At 71.8% G+C, this 16,685-nt stretch carries 10 protein-coding genes and 1 pseudogene; 4 read left to right on the forward strand and 7 right to left on the reverse strand.

Translation table 11 applies throughout. The features are described from left to right. Nucleotides 1-3 precede the first annotated feature (3 nt). On the forward strand, nt 4-636 hold the full coding sequence (locus tag ACZ4U4_RS21395) for a class I SAM-dependent methyltransferase (RefSeq protein WP_467876602.1): 633 nt from the start codon (nt 4-6) through the stop codon (nt 634-636). 84 nt (nt 637-720) lie between these two features. On the opposite strand, the pseudogene ACZ4U4_RS21400 reads toward ACZ4U4_RS21395, so the two are convergent. Beyond that, nucleotides 721-3,650: pseudogene (locus tag ACZ4U4_RS21400) on the reverse strand (Tn3 family transposase). Between the two features lie 328 nt (nt 3,651-3,978). Here ACZ4U4_RS21400 and ACZ4U4_RS21405 point away from each other — a divergent pair. Continuing rightward, nucleotides 3,979-4,239, forward strand: a complete 261-nt coding sequence (locus ACZ4U4_RS21405; protein ID WP_467876605.1) for a WXG100 family type VII secretion target — start codon at nt 3,979-3,981, stop codon at nt 4,237-4,239. 22 nt (nt 4,240-4,261) lie between these two features. Here the strand turns inward: ACZ4U4_RS21405 and ACZ4U4_RS21410 are convergent, their stop codons facing one another. The 4 genes from ACZ4U4_RS21410 to ACZ4U4_RS21425 form a co-directional block, all read right to left on the reverse strand. Beyond that, nucleotides 4,262-8,767 carry an FtsK/SpoIIIE domain-containing protein gene (locus ACZ4U4_RS21410; protein ID WP_467876609.1) on the reverse strand — a complete coding sequence of 1,502 codons (4,506 nt, stop codon included), beginning with the start codon at nt 8,765-8,767 and terminating at the stop codon, nt 4,262-4,264. 155 nt (nt 8,768-8,922) lie between these two features. Then, nucleotides 8,923-9,282 (reverse strand): hypothetical protein, encoded by a 360-nt coding sequence (locus ACZ4U4_RS21415; protein WP_467876613.1) that lies wholly within the window; start codon nt 9,280-9,282, stop codon nt 8,923-8,925. Nucleotides 9,283-9,350: 68 nt separating this feature from the next. After that, nucleotides 9,351-9,779, reverse strand: coding sequence for a hypothetical protein (locus ACZ4U4_RS21420; protein ID WP_467876616.1), 429 nt, complete (start codon nt 9,777-9,779; stop codon nt 9,351-9,353). 47 nt (nt 9,780-9,826) lie between these two features. Continuing rightward, nucleotides 9,827-11,695 carry an alpha/beta hydrolase gene (locus tag ACZ4U4_RS21425; RefSeq protein ID WP_467876620.1) on the reverse strand — a complete coding sequence of 623 codons (1,869 nt, stop codon included), beginning with the start codon at nt 11,693-11,695 and terminating at the stop codon, nt 9,827-9,829. 75 nt (nt 11,696-11,770) lie between these two features. On the opposite strand from ACZ4U4_RS21425, the gene ACZ4U4_RS21430 reads away from it, so the two are divergent. Next, nucleotides 11,771-12,004, forward strand: a complete 234-nt coding sequence (locus ACZ4U4_RS21430) for a hypothetical protein (RefSeq protein ID WP_467876624.1) — start codon at nt 11,771-11,773, stop codon at nt 12,002-12,004. A 24-nt stretch (nt 12,005-12,028) separates the two neighbouring features. On the opposite strand, the gene ACZ4U4_RS21435 is transcribed toward ACZ4U4_RS21430, so the two are convergent. After that, the gene (locus ACZ4U4_RS21435; protein ID WP_467876628.1) at nt 12,029-12,664 is read right to left on the reverse strand and encodes a hypothetical protein; all 636 of its coding nucleotides are present in this window, start codon (nt 12,662-12,664) and stop codon (nt 12,029-12,031) included. 515 nt (nt 12,665-13,179) lie between these two features. On the opposite strand from ACZ4U4_RS21435, the gene ACZ4U4_RS21440 reads away from it, so the two are divergent. After that, on the forward strand, nt 13,180-13,695 hold the full coding sequence (locus ACZ4U4_RS21440) for a prepilin peptidase (protein WP_467876631.1): 516 nt from the start codon (nt 13,180-13,182) through the stop codon (nt 13,693-13,695). Nucleotides 13,696-13,726: 31 nt separating this feature from the next. Here the strand turns inward: ACZ4U4_RS21440 and ACZ4U4_RS21445 are convergent, their stop codons facing one another. After that, nucleotides 13,727-16,642, reverse strand: a complete 2,916-nt coding sequence (locus tag ACZ4U4_RS21445) for a BTAD domain-containing putative transcriptional regulator (RefSeq protein ID WP_467876634.1) — start codon at nt 16,640-16,642, stop codon at nt 13,727-13,729. Nucleotides 16,643-16,685 lie beyond the last annotated feature (43 nt).

Genomic DNA, 16,685 nt, shown 5'->3' on the forward strand with positions numbered 1-16,685 from the left:
CACATGAACAGCGCAAACGACTCCGCCGCGTTCTGGGAGAAGCACTACGCCGGCATGGACGCGCAGTGGGGCACCAAGCCCAACGCCGTCCTCACCGCCCTGCTCGCCGCCCTGAACCCCACCCCGGGCACAGCCCTGGACCTGGGCTGCGGCCACGGCGGCGACGCACTCTGGCTCGCCTCCCAGGGCTGGGACGTCACACCCGTCGACGTCTCTCAGACCGCCCTCGACCGCGTCGCGGCAGGCGCCGCGGCCACGGGCCTCACCGACCGGGTCCACCCCCAGCAGCACGACCTCTCCGAAACCTTCCCCGACGGCGCCTGGGACCTGGTCACCGCCACCTACTTCCACACCCCCGTCACCATCGCCCGCGAGAGCGTCCTGCGGCGAGCCGCCCAGGCCGTAGCACCCGGCGGGCGGCTGATCGTGATCGAACACGCCTCCACCGCCCCCTGGTCCTGGCAGGCCGGCCAGGACATCCACTACCCCACCCCCGACGACGTCATCGCCTCGCTCCAGCTCGACGACACCTGGGCCGTCGAACGAGGCGACGCACCCCAGCGCACCGCCACCGGACCCGAAGGACAGACCGCGACCGTAACCGACAACGTCATCGCCGTCCGACGCACCGGCTGACACCGCCAGAACAGAGCCACAGCCGCCCCCTGGCTCCACACCACCCCGACGTCCGCCGGAGCACACCATGAAACCGGCGCCGCTTCAGCTCGCCCCGTCGTCATCCTCGTCCAGCTCCGGCCCGTCCGGGTCACGCAACGGACGCAGGGCGCCGGCGGCCGGAACGCTGGCGGTGAAGCTGTAGCGGCCGAGCAGGTTCAGGTTGCGGTGCTTGAGCGGAGACAGACGGGCGATGTCCTCTTCCCGGATCTCGTGGCCCTCGGCGCGGAGCTGGGCAACGGCGGCGTCGATGTACTTCGTCGTCCAGAGCACGATGGCGTTGAGGACCAGGCCGAGCGCGCCAAGCTGGTCCTCCATCCCGTCGCGGTACGCCTGGTGGATCGTGCCGCGCTTGCCGTGGCACACGTCCCGGGCCAGCTTGTGGCGGGACTCCTGCACGGTGAGCTGCCGGTTCATCTGCCGACGGTAGGTGTCGTCCACCGGGTCGACCACCCGCAGCAGGTGCTCGGTCTTCGCGATCCGCCCGTACTCCGCGAACGCCGCCCCGAGCGGCGTCGGGCGCCCGTCGCGGCCGAACATGCGCAGCAGGTCGTAGGCGCGGACCTGATTGGTGACCAGGGAACCGGCGACCTTCAGCATGTCCGGCCAGTGCGTGCTCACCTTGTTCAGGTTCACGCGGTTGCGGGCCAGGTCCTCCACCGCGCCGTACGTGCCGGTCTCGACGCCGGGCATCGTGGCCCGCCAGAACCGCTGGTCGTCCAGGTCGCGGAACCGCGGGCTGAAGTTGTAGCCGAGGATCTTGAACAGGCCGAACACCATGTCGGAGTACGAGGCGTTGTCGGTCGCCACCATCTCCGGCTTCACCCCGCCGTCCAGGTGCAGCAGCGCGTCCAGGATGTGCAGGGAGTCGCGCGGCGTGCCGGGCACGACCATCTGCCCGATGCCCGCGACCTGGTCGTTGACGGCGTTGAGCCAGGTGATTCCCCGCTTGAACCCGAAGTACTTCGGCGACGGGGCGGCGTTGATGGTGCGCCGATGTTGCACGCCTCCGAGACCAGCAGCGCGACCACCGAGGTGGGCAGGTCCTTCATCCGGGTCGTGCCGTCGCCGAGGTGGACGAAGGCGTCGAGGAACCCGGTCCAGGCGTTCACCTCGAACAGCAGGTCCGGCAGGTCGATCTTCGGGAGCATCTTCTCGACCCGCTGGCGCAGCCAGGTCAGGGACTTCGGTTCGCCGAGCGCGCCGAGCTTGTCGACGTTCAGCTTCACCCGCCCGTCGTCCTGGACCTCGATGGAGACCTTCGCCGCCGGCCCCGCCTCCTCCAGCCGTGTCGCGAGCTGCTTCCACCCGGCGTCCAGGCCGCGCACCAGCTCCGCCAGGTGCTCGGTGACGGGCATGTCCAGGCTCAGGGCCGCCAGGACGTCCTCCTCGACCGCGTCCCAGTCGGGCCCGTCCAGCAGGCGGGCGCGCGGGTTGGACCAGCGGTGCGAGGGCGAGGCGAAGACGTCGCGGTTGTTCAGGGCCCGGTGCAGCTGCTCCAGCACGCACACCACGTACGCGTCCCGGTCGACCGCGCCCTGGGGCAGATCGGGGTTGGCGTACACCGCCTTGCGCCACGCGGGCGGCACGAGCTTGTCGTCCACCTCGCGCGGCAGCAGCGGCTTGACCCCCACCTTCCGCCGCGCCAGCGCCGGAAGCCCCCGCACTCCGGCCAGGACCCGCTTCCCGGCGCTCGCCGCGTCCAGAGCCTTCGACTCACCCAGCAACGCGAGGAACGGGCGCACCGTGGCGTACCGGTTCGCGAGCGCGGCCCGCATGGCGACCTCGGCCGAGTTCTCGTCCTCGGGCACCAGGGTCACCACAGTGGCCGCCGCGGTCATCACGGCCGCGCGCGGGGCGACTTCCTCCACGGCTGCCCAGAGCGCGGCCACGTCCAGGTCCGTCTCCTGCTCCTCGACGAGCTCCAGTTCCTCGAACAGCACCTTCGCCGCTCGCGCGAGCACCCGTGACGCCTTCTCCAGCTGCGGCAGCGTGGACAGCCGTTCCTTCTCCGTCTTGCGCTTCGCCGTGTTCAGCAGCCGGGTGGCCATGAGGACCTGGAACAGGTCCAGGGCCTCGTCAATCGCCTTCGCCTCCAGGTGCCGCATCACCGCGGTGAGCATCGCCGTGCGCTTGGGCTCCGCCGCCCGCTCCAGCAGCGGCGCCTTCGATCCCAGCGCGTACCGGGCCAACGCCGCCAACCGGTTCGGCGGGATCTGCGACAACCTCAACCTGCCGAGCCGGTACGCGCCGATCTCGTCCACCCGCTCCAGCGCGCGGGCGAACGCCGTGCCCGTCGTCCGCGTCGGCGGCCGGCGCAGCCGCTCCAGCTCCGAGAACCGCGAGCCCTCCGGCGTCTTCAGCGTCGCCACCAGATCCCCGGGCAGCGCCGGGTCCGCGCGTCGGGCGGCGCCCGCGACGGTGGCGTGCAGCCGCTTGTCCGCGACCTTCCGCACCTCCGACACCTGCCGGGCCAGTACCGAGACACCCGGCAGCAGCACCCGGTTGCGGCGCAGCCAGCCCACCGCATGGTCGAACAGTGCCTTCGGGCCCTCGGCGTGCGTCCACGCACGCCCGTGCAGGAACGTACGGAACCGCCGGGACCACTCCGCATCGTCGTACTCGTGGTACTCGTAGGCGTCCCGGATCTCCCACGCGTGCTCGTACGCCGTCTTCGGCCGCTCGGTGTACCGCTTCACCACCGATGGGTCCTCGATGCCGAGCTGCGCGGCCAGATGCTCGACCACCGGCCACGGTGCGTCGAGCGGGTCGTCCGGGAGAAACCGGCCGATGTAGCGCACCGTGCACATCTGGAGCGCGAAGCCGAGCTGGTGGTGCGTCGAGCGCCGCAGCGCGATCAGATCACGGTCGACATCGTCCAGGAAGAAGAACCGCTCCAGTTCAGGGCGGGTCGGCTCCTCGGCGAACTTCCCGTACGCCTCGGCCTGCTCATCAGTCAGAAACTCCACCGGCACGAGCGGACCGTAACCAGCCCCGGCACCCGCCCGGCGATCTTTCCGCGAACCCCAGCGGAGCCCGCAGCCGGTGTGCTAGCCGACCATGATCGTTCTCAGCGCCAACCGCTGTACCGATGTTCCCCGAGGCCGAACTTCCCCAGGTGTGGGAATGCGGAACTGCCGTTTCCTGCCAGGGACTTCCGGCCACATGTGCCGCCGGTGGCGGAAGCCTTACGGGTGAGTGTCCCGTGATGTTCCGGACCTCTGTCGGGCGGATGGGGCCTGCGATAGCGTCCGGAAAACAGACGGGGTGCCCGTCTGTCTCTGCCGCACGGGGAGGAGCGTCATGGAACGCGGTGCAGACCTGGAGAAGCTCAGGGACCTTTCGCGGGAGTTCCACAAGAAGTCCGCCGAGCTGCACGCGCTGGTGAAGTCGTTGGACAGCAAGACCAGGTCCAGCGAGAGCTACTGGAGGGGCCCGAAGGCCGACCAGTTCCGGCAGGAGTGGGATGCGGTCCGGCCCACGTTCGACAAGTTCGCCGACACGCTGGAGTCCGCGAGCAAGTCCGCGCGGACCAACGCGGACAACATCGAACGCGCCACCTGAGCACCTCGCGCAGGCCGGTACCTCAGTACGACGGGGTGCCGGCCTCCGCCCCGTCCGGCCCCGGTCCGTCCGTCACCACGCACTGGACGGGCCGGAAGGACCCGCCGGATACGTAGAGCCCGCTGCCGACCGGGCCCGCACCGGCGTTCGCCGGGAGCCTCACGTGGAACAGTTCGCCGTCCTGGGCGGTGCGCGGGGCGAGCAGCAGGCCCTGCTGGGCCGCGCGGGCGCTCACCGCGAAGCCGCGGTACTGCGCGGACAGCCCGTCCAGCGCACCGGCGGCGACGAGCCCGTGCCCGCCGTCCATACCGCTCCGTACGACCTGCTCCAACGCCTCGTCCAGCAGCGACTCGTGGAGAAGCTCCGCATCGTCGACGAGGACGGCGTAAGGGCGCTCGCCCGCCTTCTCCAGCAGCTCCGTCAGCTCGTCCTCCGTGGCGTCGGTGCCGCGCAGCAGCCCCAGCACGCCCGGCGCCTCCGCCAGCGCGCGCAGCGGTGAACGGCGCGGGGTGACCAGCACGACCGGGGTCCCGGAGCGCAGCAGGGAATGCGCCGCGGTCACCAGCGCGGTGGAGCGGCCGGATTTGGGCGGGCCCGCGATCACGAAGCCCGGACCGTCCGCCTCCAGGTCGACGCCGACGGGGTGGAGTTCGTCCCCGCCGACGGCGAGCAGGGCCCACAACGGCGAGGGCGGGACGAAACCGGGGACGAGGGCGTCACACTCGCGTGCCGTGATGCGGTGCGGCAGGGCGTCCACCCGCAGGGGACGCAGCCGGGCGGGCAGCTGCCCGGGGTGCGCGCGGCGGGCGGCGTCGGCCAGCTCCCGCAGGGTGCGCACCTGAGCCTGGCCGGACGGGTCCGGGGCGAGCAGGGCGAGCTGGGTCTCCTCGACGCCGCCGTCGGTCAGCCGCAGGGCACGGCCGTTCGCCATCTCCTTCGGGACGTCCCGCGTCTGGAATCCGGCGGTGGCGTAGTCGCCCGGATCCGTCATCCGCAACACCAGCCGCTCCGCGAAGAGGGACGCCACCTGGCCGCCGAGCCCGCTGCGGTCGGCGGTCATGACGACCTTCAGGCCCACCGCCGCCCCCTCGCGGAAGATCCGCTGTGCCGCGTCGACCAGCTGCCCGTAGTTGTAGTCCTCGAACGCCTGGGTGAAGCCCTCCCAGCCGTCCAGCAGCAGCACCAGCCACGGCAACCGCTCCTCCCCCGCCGCACCGGCACGCTGCTCGGCGGCGCCCGCGGCGCCCCCGGCGGCGAGGATCTGCTGGCGCCGGGCGATCTCGGCGAGGAGCCGGTCGAGCAGCCGCCGGACCCGGTCGGGTTGATCGCGGGTGACGACGGCCCCGGCGTGCGGCAGGGCGGTGAGCGGCGCCAGGGCGTTGGAGCCGCAGTCGATGGCGTGGACATGGACGTCGTACGGGGCCGCGGTGCGGGCCAGGGAGCCCGCGAGGGTGCGCAGCGCGGTGGAGCGGCCGGAGCGGGCGCCCCCGACGATCAGGACGTGCTCGCCCCGTACGAGATCGAGGACGAACGGCGCGCGGCGCTGCTGGGACGGGAGGTCGGTGAGGCCGAACGGGACCGGCGGTACCTCGCCGTCGTCCGCCGGGGCCTTCGGCCGGGGCACCTCGTCCAGGGTGAGGCGGTCGGGCAGCGGGGGCAGCCAGGGGCTGCGGGGCGGGGGTGCGCCCGTGCGGGCCGCGGCGTCCCGGACCGCGTCGACGAGGACGGCCAGGTCGGTGACCATGGTGCCGTCGTCACCGGCATCCGCCGCGCGGGGCAGGGGACGGCCGTACGCGGGGCCGTCGAGCGGGATCAGACTGACCCGGGGGCCCGTGTCGCCGGAGCGGGGACGCCGTCCGCCGATCCGGGCCGACTGCACCGCCACGAGGGACTGGGCGCCGGAGCGCACATAGGCGCGGCCGGGTGTGGTGCGGGCGATGGCACCGGCGTCCGGGGCGTCGAGGACATCCGCCGACTCCGCAGCGTCGGTGACCCGGAGCGCGATGCGCAGATTGGTGTTGGCACGGATGTCGGCACTGACCACACCGGCCGGGCGCTGGGTCGCCAGCACCAGATGGACGCCGAGAGAGCGGCCGCGGCGGGCGATGTCGACCAGGCCCTCGATGAAGTCCGGGAGTTCGGCGACGAGTGAGGCGAACTCGTCGATGATCAGGGCGAGCCGCGGCAGCGGCGCCAGCTCGGGGCGGAGCGCGCGGGTGTCGGTGTAGTCCTCCAGGTCCTTCGCCCCGGCGGCGAGCAGGATCTCCTCCCGGCGCCGGAGTTCGGCGGCGAGCGAGGCGAGGGCGCGTTCGGTGAGGTGTGCGTCGAGGTCGCTGACCATGCCGACGGTGTGCGGCAGCCGCGCACAGTCCATGAAGGCGCTGCCGCCCTTGTAGTCGATCAGGACGAAGTTCAGGGCGTCCGGCCGGTTGGCGACCGCGAGCGAGGCGATGAGGGTCTGCAGCAGTTCGGACTTACCGGATCCGGTGGTACCGGCGATCAGGGCGTGCGGGCCGTCCCGGCGGAGGTCCAGCAGGAACGGCCCGTCCGCCGCGACGCCGACGGCGGCCTCGGTGGAGGCGCCGCCGGACCGCCACCGGCGGGCGATCTCCGTCCCCGTCGGCTCCGGCAGCTCCAGCAGGGACAGCAGCCGCGCCTCTCCGGGAAGGGCGCCGTCGGCGTCGTCGCGGCTGACATCCCGTACGGGTGCGAGCGAACGGGCGATCAGCTCGCACCACTCCGCGCCGACCTGGTCGGCCACCACCTCGCCGACGCGCTCCAAGCCGGCGCCGCGGACCACCAGGCGCGTCGCGGCGCCGAGCGGCCAGCGCACGGCGGCTCGGCACTCCTCCGGCAGCAGCCGCTCGTCCTCGTCGAGGCAGAGGGCGAAGATCCCGTGCTCGGGGCCGTCCTGGAGCAGTTCGGGCATCCCCACCACGCGGCGCAGCAGCCGGGCGCCGTCCAGGACAAGGAGGATGTGCGGGTCGGGGCGGAGCGTGCCCGAGGCGCGGTGGCTGTCGCGGGCGGCCTTGCGCCGGTGCAGCTCGGCGAGGAGTTCCTGGACGCGCCGCCCGACGGCCTCGGCGTCCGAGCCGACCAGTGCCGGACAGTCCTGCCCCTGCTGCGGCCGGGTGTGTGGCAGCCAGTGCGCCCATGCCCAGTCGTCACCGGCCGGCCGGGTGGCGGCGAGGACGACGACGGAGAGGTCACGCGGGCTGTGCAGCACCGCGGCCTGCACGGTCAGCCAGCGGGCGGTGGCCAGCGCCCGGGGCCGCTCACCGGCGACCCCGACGACGCCGAGGCGCGGGAAGGACACGGTGGCGGGGACGTCGGGCAGCGCGGGCGGGCGCGGTGCGTCGCCGTCGCGCGGGGCACCGTGGTCGGCGACGAGTTCGATGTCCGCGGGGAGCGCGGCGACGCCGAGGCGCAGTTGCAGGGTGTCGGGGTCGGTGAGGCGCCGCTCCCACAGCCGCCGCCGGGGTCCGGTGGCGAAGAGCAGCACCTCGGCGGGGTCGGGGTGCTCCCGGCGCCGCAGCCGCTGTTCCTCCTTGCCGAGCCTGGTCAGCTCGGCGTCGTGCGCGGCGAGTTCCTTTTTGTACCGGCGCATCGAGGTCTTGTTCCGCTTCTTGCCCTCACGGTTGTCGCTCAGCCACTGGCCGGCCATCATCACCGGGCTCATCAGGCAGAACAGCAGCATGTACGCCTGGCCGGTGACGCCGTACATGACCAGGCCGAAGAGCACCGGCAGGAAGGCCGCGATCAGCTGGAAGCGGGCGCGCTCGGCCCGTCCGGGCGGGGCCGGGACGACGAGCCGGGAGCGGGGCCGTACGGGCGTCAGACGCGGCGGCCGGTGGTAGGCGAGCCCGCCCTCGTGCGTCGGGGTGAGGTGGGCGTCGGCGTCGGCGGGCACGTCCAGCACGAAGAGGGAGTCGCCCGCGCGCAGGACCGCGCCGGGGGGCCAGGCGCGGTCCGTATCCACCGGCGCGTCATCGAGGGAGCAGTCGGCGCCAGGGGCCGGGGCGAGGGTGAGGCCGCCGTGGATGTCCACCGTCACACGGACCGCCAGAGGCGGTAGTTCGGGGTCGCCGACGCGCAGGGTGCAGGCGGGCCCGGAGCCGAGGGTGGTGACCCCCGCGCCCAGCCGGAGGACGCGGCCGGAGCCCGGTCCACCGGCCACCCGTAACTCGAAACGACCGGTGGGTTCGCCCTCGCGGAGGAAGGGCCCGAGGGTGTCGTCGAGGGTGAGGCGGGCACCGTCGGTGAGGACCGCGGCGGCCGGCTCCCCGGGCTCGCACCGGCGGCCGTTGATCCAGAGGTGGCCGGCGGGCGCCCCGAAGCCCCGGGGGCCGGGGCGGGGGCCCGTCAGTGGGACGACCACGGGGCGCGGGGGTCCGGGATCCGCCGGCCTCCGCGCCGGTGCGGTGGCCAGCGCCCCGGCCACATCGGCGACTTCGGCGCCGTCCTCCGCCAGCACCAGGGCATCCTGCGGCTCACCGCCGTCCCGGACGACGGTCACCAGGACCCGCATCTGTGCCCTCCCCCTGTGCCGTGACGGGCGGCACCGCTCCGGCGCGGCGCTGGTCCGGCGGACCGGTCACGTAGGGCGCATTCCCCACGTCCATGCGCCCAACTCACGCTTTCGCGGGACCGGTCGGCCGTTCCGCGATCGCCGGTGTGGAACTGTCAGCCGACCAGAGTCTCGCCCCGGCCGGTGAAGGTGAGACTCTGATTGGAGGCGAACAGGCGCCCCTCGGCGAGGCCCGGTTTGACGATGCGGGCGGACCGGTCGGAGCTGTCCGTCGCCTCCGGGTAGACGGCCCAGCCGTTCCGTTCGAGATGGGCGGTGGCCTTCCGGAGCAGGGCGTCGTTGCTCTGGGTCTCGCGCGGGTCCCAACCGGCCACACGGACATCGAAGGACGTGGTGGCACCGGAGGCCACCGGCTCGCCGAATTCGTCCGCCGGGTGGACCGCCTTGGCCGTCGCGGCACGCACGGCGGCCCGGATCTCACCGGAGATCGTTTTCTGGACTTCGTTGACGGACACCTGTCCCACCTCGCACGTCAGCCTTACGGGCGCCCTCGGCGCCGCTCCGGGAAAATACGGCCGCGATCCTATCGCTGGCCCGGAATGCCGGGGTTCTGTTCACGGCCCGGAACATCAGCACCGCGACCTCGGTCCGGAACATCGTCATCTTCGTACCGGCCCGGAATGCCGTGGAAGGAGACCGTGGGTACCTCGACCACGAAGACCCCGCCGCCGATGCCCCGGTGCGCCGCGTAAAGTCCGGCGCCGGACGGGTCAGCCGCCGCCTCCCATTCCCGTTCCCCCAGTTCACGGACGAGCGCATCGGTGATCTCCGCAGCCGTTCTGCGGTCCTTCTCGTCGTACACCGTCAGGGCCACGGCTTCTTCGGACACCTCGGAAGGAATTTCCACGACCGTGCCGCCAGGGAAGAGAGAAAGAAATATCGCCCGTACTTCTCCGGAAAGATCGGGCACGGGACTTCCGGCCGGCGTGCTGTTGCCCTCTGCTGCGGTCATTTTCCACCTCTCCGGTGACCACATCGGACTTCTTCGTTGGACACTGACTATTCCAGCGGATTGAGGAGGTCACCCGCGGATTTGAGGATCCGCACCCCGTCATCCTTCAACGAGCCTCCGGAGCGGGGGTGGCGGACGTTGTTCCACAAGCGTCCCAGCTCCAGCCCCTTGGACACCGGTGAAGCCGCGCCCTCGGTAATTCCCGTGGCGCTGACCCGTGCGCCTTTGGCCGCCGCTCTGGCGACCCAGTCGGGCGCACCTTTTCCCTTAACCGCCCGGTAGGTCTTCTTGCCCGCGACGTCCCCGGCCAGCCCAGCCACCTCGTTCTTCAGCGCCGCCGGCGTCACGTGGTCCAGCATGTGCCATTTGTTCAGTACCACGAGAAGCGGGCGCACCATACCCAGTTTGGTGAGACGGCCGTTGAGATGGCTTTGCATGATCGGATCGATGTCCTTGCCCATCTTGATGGCGACATCGGGGGGCACCCTGGCGCGGATGAAGCCGATGAGTTTACGCACCTCCAGCGCACCGAGATGCTCGTCGTCGAGGGTGGTGTGGGTGAAGGTGAGTTCCTTGGGATCGCCGAAGAGGATGCGCTGGAGGTTGGCGATCGATTGGGTGCGCTGGTTGTAGTACTCACCGTGACCCGAGGCACCCGTTGTATCCAGCCGGGTGATGTCCTTGAAGTCCGCAGGATCCTTACCGTGCCCCTGAGTGCAGGAGACCCAGTCCTGGCGAGCCCGCATCGCGTAAAACTTCGTCTTGGGCATGTGGAAGTCGGCGACGGAGTTGATGTTCGGGCCGAGGCCGGGGCTTCCCATGAAGACGATACTGTCGACGTCTTTCATGCCGTTCTGAGTCGCCTTCGAGGTGACCAGCGAACCGTAGCTGTGGGCGAAGACGTTGACGTCGGCATCCTTACGCAGATCCACGGAAATTCCGTGCCGGAAGTCGTTGAGCTGCGCCCCACCCACTTCGGCCTTCTCCGGATCGAGTGAATCCCCGATCTCCGGAGTGTCATAGCCGAGCCAGTTGACCACCGCAGTATCGGGATCTTCCTTCTCGTCATCGCCCTTCTGGGCGAGGTTGTAGCCGCCTTCGCTGAATTCGTTGAAGTTGTCGAGGCGGTTGAGGATGCCCGGGACACGGAACGCCACGTGCTTGGCGTTCTCCAGATCGCCCACGACTTCGGCGACCCGGCCGTCGGGCTGCTGGGATGCCTTCGGGTCCGACACCGAGCCGTACGACGGGTCGAAGACGAGGAACTGCCTCGGGACATCGACGTTGACCTTCTTCCCGGTGTCCGGATCGATCGTCGTCTGCGTACGGGAGGCCAGGAAACTCCGGAGCGTCTTCACCCGGGCCTTGGTGCGCATGAACCGGGGGTCGTCCTCCTTGAGGCCCTCCAGGTATGCCGACTCCTTGTTGTACTGCTCCTGGATGAATATGCGGTTCGCCGCGTACCGCACCCGGGTCGGGACACCATCGAGGTTTCCGACCAGATGGGGGTGGGATACGGCGAGGGCCGCCTGCGCGTCCGGGGAGAGCCCGTCGAAATACTGCTTGATCGCGGCGGCGCGTTCCTTCGGCGTCCCGTCCTTGTGGTCACTGAGGACTTTCCGCAGCCCAGGGGCGTACTTCTCTCCTTTGTGCTGCCGCGCCAGGCCATCCGGCAGTCCGAATAACGCCAGTGCGTCGAAAGGAGATTCGGACGGCGAGCGGAGAATCTTGGCCCGGCTCCGTAAGCTCTTGGCCGTGTCACCGAGCCAGGTCGCCAGCGCGGACAGGCCGGATACCTCACTCGCCACACCCAATGCATGTGCCCGGCTTCTGAGATGGGGTATCTCTCGGGCCCTCCGGTCCATCGCCTTGGCCAGCCGTTCGAGCATGTCAGGATCCGCCAGAACCATCCCCATGGCCAAGTACCGTAGCGGTAGGGCCCCGTTACAGTCAGGGCCTCTGAACCAGATTGGCAGAAGAGGGAGTTCGGAATGGCGAGTGAGGCGGAGAAGATCCGTTCCCTGGCAACGGACGTGCGACATCTGCTGGATGACGTACAGGATGTCGCGACCGGAAGGAGCGGCAAAGGTGCTGCCCGGTGGGAAGGCCCCTACGCCACGAAGGTTCGCGGGCAGCTGTCGGTGCACAAGCGGAAGCTGTCGGCCATGGCCGACAACCTGAACACCGAGGCCGGGAAGCGGAAGGGGAAGGAGAAGGGGAAATAGGCCGTTGATCCCTCTCCCCCGGACTCACTTCTGCCAGTTGGGGTTCCACAGACAGTCGGTCATCACCATGACGCTGAGGATCGGCACATCCTTGCCGGATCGGAGAGTGAAGCGTTTCGCACTGATGTGAGCGGAACCGGCAACTCCTTTCTTGGCGACGGTGGTGGTGAGGTCACTGAACCCCCGTTTCCGGGAGGTGATCTCCCAGCCCATCTCCTTGAAGTGGTGAATCGCCTGTTCCACCAGCTCACCGGGTGTGCGGCGATCGGAAGCACCCCCGACGACCTCGTAGAAGACCGTGGAGTGGATCTTGCTTGCGTTCTTGCTGTCCAGGAGATCGGAACCGCCGCAGCTGGTGTCCCCGTCCTGTGATTCATCGACTTCGACGCCTGGCATTACCGCCTTGAGGGCGCTGACGGTATCCGGCCGCGCCGCCGCAATCACCTGCGCGGGGGTCGGGCCCTTCTTCCTCTTCGTGGCGCCCTCCTTCGCATCATTCGCGGTGGAGCAGCCGCTCACCACGACGAGAACGGACAGCGCCACCGCCAGGCGGCGCACTCCGGTGCACATCACCCCGCGCACCACAGGAGTTGATTCCGGCCCCATATTCCAGCCCGCCGCCGGACTGGTGTCGCACCCGATTCCTTCACGTGCGGTCATCACAACTTCCGACTCCCGACAAGATTCCCGGCCATGAGTGACGGTCTCCGGCACGATAGGGGGTCTACCCCTGCGCGAGGCAGGGACACACCACTCCTCCGGTGCCACAGAGTTGACTGTTGTGTTCCCCCCCGGACAATGCGGCGCGCACCGCGGGTTACAGACTTCTTTGCTGTTACACGAAGTAGCCGCGCAAAAGCGGAACATTGTTCGCCTGGACGGAATGAGCAGGCCATCCCCGACTTTCCCCGCCAACGGCCCACCCCCTCCACTACCGTGCCGACGTGGACCTGACGCTGACCTTTCTCGGTGCCGTGTTCGGCGGTGCGGCCGGAGCGCTCGTACCGCGTGCCGCCTACCGGTTCGCCGTCGTACCGGCGGAGCCCTGGCGTACGCGGTGCCCTCGAGGGCACGCGATCGCGGGGCCGTGGGGCGGCTGGGTCGGGGTCGCCCGGTGTCCGACGGACGGGCTTCCGGAGGGCGAGGGCGGATGCCGGTACGGGCCGGGACGGTCCGTGGCGCCGGTCGTCTCGGCGCTGGTGTGCGGGGTGCTCGCCGCCGTGGTGGGTGCCCGTCCGGAACTGGTGGTGCTGCTGCTCGTCACGCCGTTCGCGGTGCTGCTGTCGGCGGTGGACGGGGCCGTGCACCGGCTGCCGGACGTGGTGACGCTGCCGCTGGCCGGCGCGACCGTCGCGCTCCTGGGGGCAGCGGCGCTGCTGCCCGGACACGGCGGGAGTTGGGTGACCGCGGTGGCGGCAAGCCTGGCGCTCGCCGCCCTCTACGGCGTGCTCTTCCTCGTCAATCCGGCAGGCATGGGGCTCGGCGACGTGAAGCTGGCGCTCTCCGTGGGTGCGCTCCTGGGGTGGTACGGCTGGCCCGCCCTCTTTCTGGGAACGCTCGCCGCCTTCGGAGCCGGTGCGGTCTTCGGGCTGGCGTTGATGGCGGCGCGGCGTGCGCACCGGCGGACGGCGCTGGCGTTCGGCCCCTTCATGCTGGTGGGTGCGCTGGTCGGCGTGATCGGGGCGAGTTAGGGACGATTGCCGAACTTCCCTCACCTGCATGTCAGTTCGCCGTGCGCGCATGCCAGGCCGGCGCGAGTTCGTCGAGCAGGGCCCGTGTCTGGGGCGGCAGAGCGCGGGGCGGGGCGTGGTGGTCGAGCAGGCGGCGGACGACGGCTTCGAGGCGGGCGGTGTCGCCCGTGGCGTGGGCGGTACGGAGGAGCTCGTGCCAGAGGCGTTCATCGCCGGGTGCGGCGGCGAGTGCCGCTTCGATGGCCGTGGCGGCGGACTGCGGACGGTCCTGCGCACGGTGGTGGGCAGCGAGGTCGAGGGCCGACTCGATGAGCAGGAACCGCAGTTGGGCCTCGGCGATCTCGTGGGCGAGCCAGGCGTAGCGGCCTTCGGGGCGGTCGGCCAGCAGCGGGCCGCGGGCGAGGGCCAGGGCGTCGGTGAGGAACCGCTCCCGTACCGCGGGGTCGTGGGCGCCGGGCCCCGTGGTGGCCTGGTGGTGCAGGTTCTGCAGGACGTCCCAGTCGGAGACGACGGAAGGCGCCAGGACCAGCCGTCCCGTGGCATCGGTGGTGAGGCGCGGGCCGCCGTCGGGGTCGTTGCCGAGCCAGACCCGCAGGCGGGTGACCAGGGCGTCGTGGACGTCGATGGTGACGCCCCGGGGCCACAGGGCCGCGGCCAGGACGCGGGGGTGGACGCCCTCGCGGTGCAGCAGGAGCAGGGCGAGCGCCTCGCGCAGCAAGGCGGCCCGTTCGGCTTCCGGGGCGTCGAGGCCGGTGATCTTGTACGGGCCGATGATGCGGGCGTAGACGGCGGGCGGGGTGGGGCCGGTGAGGTCGACGGCGAGGGCCGGGGCCGTGGGGCCGGGGCCGTCGTCGGTGGGGGTGGCGGAGGCGAAGAGCGCGACCACGGCGGCGTGTTGCGCGGCCGGAAGCTGCTGCGCGGCCAGGTCCAGGCCGAGGAGCGGAGCGATCAGCCGGCCCTCGGGGGTGATCTCCAGTTGCCAGCTGGCGCCGGGCACGTCCGTCGTGGCGGTGGCCAGGAGGTAGCCGATACCGAGGCGGCCGGAGTCGGCGGCGAGGGCGGCCAGCCGCTGGGCCTCCTCGGGTGCGGGTTCGGCGGCGAGGAGTACGAGGTGCGGCGCCGATTGGGCGTGCCGGGCCCGGCCGGTACGCCCGGTGAGGACCGAGTCGTGTCCGGCGGCGGCCAGGGCACGGCGGCGGTGCGCGGTCTCGGCCTCCAGGGATTCCAGCAGCGCTGCCGTGTCCGGCAGGTGCCGCAGCCGGGTGGGGGCGAGCGCGGGGAGATCGGCGCCGAAGCCGACGAGGGTGACGGTCATCCGGTCGGACCAGCCGTTGGTCGCGAGTTCGGCGGCGAGGGAGGAGAGGACGGCGGTCCGCGCCGCGGGGGCGCCCGTCAGCGTGACGAGCCCGGGGACGGCTTCGAGGTTGAGCAGCAGGCGGGCGCCGTCCAGGGTGCCGAGGCTCACCAGACCGGGGTAGGGGGCCGCGGTCTCCTCGTCCTGGGGCAGCCGGGACACGGCGGCGCGTTCCAGACGCCAGAACATCTGGTCCTGACCGCGCTCCCAGGGCTCCGGCGGCGGGCCGGCCTCGTCGGCCAGTTGGAGGTGGAGTGCGTCCGGGGTGAGCCAGGCGGCGTAGACGGCGGGCAGGGTGCGGCCGGCCGCGGTCAGCGTGCGGGTCAGGCCGCGCAGGGCCTGGTCGAGATCGCGTACGGCCTCGGGGTCGGCGCCCGCCAGGAGGGCGTCGTGGACGTCGGTGGCGGGTCCGTCGGGGACGGGCATCCGGTGGCGGACCGGGCGTACGGCGCGGGCCGCCGCGTCCCACAGTGCGGCGCGGCGCCGGCGGCCCAGCGCGGCGAGGAGACCGGCGGCCAGCAGCGGGGCGGCGAGCAGCGCTTCGGGCAGGCCGGTGGCCGGGGCGTCGTGGACCTCGGCCGGGTGGCCGTCGGCGGCCGGGGGCGGTGGCGCGGGCTCGGTGGTGTGGTCCGCGGGCGGTGCGGGGTCCTCGTTCCGGGCACCGGGGCCGTGGTCCGCGGCGGGGTGGCCGGAGCCCGTCTCCGCGTACGCGGCGATCTGCTTCCGGACGCCGGGGCCGGTGCCGGGCGCCTCGCCGGGCAGCTCCACGACGTCGCCGCCGTGCGCGTCGGCGGGCATCTCCACGATCCAGCCGGGCCGGATCAGGCTGGCGAGGGAGAGACGGGAGCCGTCCGGCTGGGGGCGGTCCTTGTTCAGCTCGTAGATCTCCTGGTAGCGGCGGCCGTCGCCGAGATGGCGTTGGGCGATCTCCCAGAGGGAGTCGTGGTGGCGGCCCTCGGGGGGCTGGACGCGGTAGAACTTCGTCGCCCGGGCGCCCGCGCGCGGCGCCGCGGCGGTCGCGCCCCGCGTGTCCCCGGGGCGGGACTCCGTACTGCCCCGCCGGTCCGCCACGGGGCCCGGCCCCGGCTGTTTCCGCCGGGCCGACGGGTCCTGCGGCGCGGTCGCCGTCGAAGAGGCGCGGTGCGGCGCGGTGCCGTCGGGGGCGAGGGAGGCCAGGCTCGGCGCCAGACTCGCGGCGGACGCGCCGAGCAGCAGGACGGCGGTGACGAGTTGACGGGCCATGAGCTGACTGGGCCCGGCACCGGGCACCCGGGTGGGCAGCCCGACGCCGGAGACCGCCGCCTTGACCTCCACCAGGACGCAGGCGGTGAACTGCGCCCAGGCGAGCCAGACGACGACGGCGAGGACATCGACGAAGGTCGCCGGGGTGATCGGCTGCCGGAGCATGGCCAGGGACGGCGGGGAGTCGGGCAGCGGCCAGCCGACGAAGTGGACGAGGGCGAGCGGCACCGCGATCAGCAACGCCGCCAGGGCGAGGGCCGCGAACAGGGCCCGCAGGACGTCGCCCGCCCCGCGGGGCCCGCGCGGCGGCGGCGCGGACGGGGGCGCGGTGTACGGGGTCTGTCGGGCCATGACGCTCGCTCCCGGATCGTGGATCGGTGTGGGCGGTGGGTGG

Source organism: Streptomyces sp. NPDC029159, from assembly GCF_055564055.1.

What these genes read in the sequence shown, in the direction of transcription:
- ACZ4U4_RS21410 (WP_467876609.1), bottom strand. Translation starts at nt 8,767, where the DNA reads ATGCGGGTCCTGGTGACCGTCGTCCGGGACGGCGGTGAGCCGCAGGAT.
- ACZ4U4_RS21420 (WP_467876616.1), bottom strand. Translation starts at nt 9,779, where the DNA reads ATGACCGCAGCAGAGGGCAACAGCACGCCGGCCGGAAGTCCCGTGCCC.
- ACZ4U4_RS21435 (WP_467876628.1), bottom strand. Translation starts at nt 12,664, where the DNA reads ATGACCGCACGTGAAGGAATCGGGTGCGACACCAGTCCGGCGGCGGGC.
- ACZ4U4_RS21405 (WP_467876605.1), top strand. Translation starts at nt 3,979, where the DNA reads ATGGAACGCGGTGCAGACCTGGAGAAGCTCAGGGACCTTTCGCGGGAG.
- ACZ4U4_RS21430 (WP_467876624.1), top strand. Translation starts at nt 11,771, where the DNA reads ATGGCGAGTGAGGCGGAGAAGATCCGTTCCCTGGCAACGGACGTGCGA.
- ACZ4U4_RS21395 (WP_467876602.1), top strand. Translation starts at nt 4, where the DNA reads ATGAACAGCGCAAACGACTCCGCCGCGTTCTGGGAGAAGCACTACGCC.
- ACZ4U4_RS21445 (WP_467876634.1), bottom strand. Translation starts at nt 16,642, where the DNA reads ATGGCCCGACAGACCCCGTACACCGCGCCCCCGTCCGCGCCGCCGCCG.
- ACZ4U4_RS21425 (WP_467876620.1), bottom strand. Translation starts at nt 11,695, where the DNA reads ATGGGGATGGTTCTGGCGGATCCTGACATGCTCGAACGGCTGGCCAAG.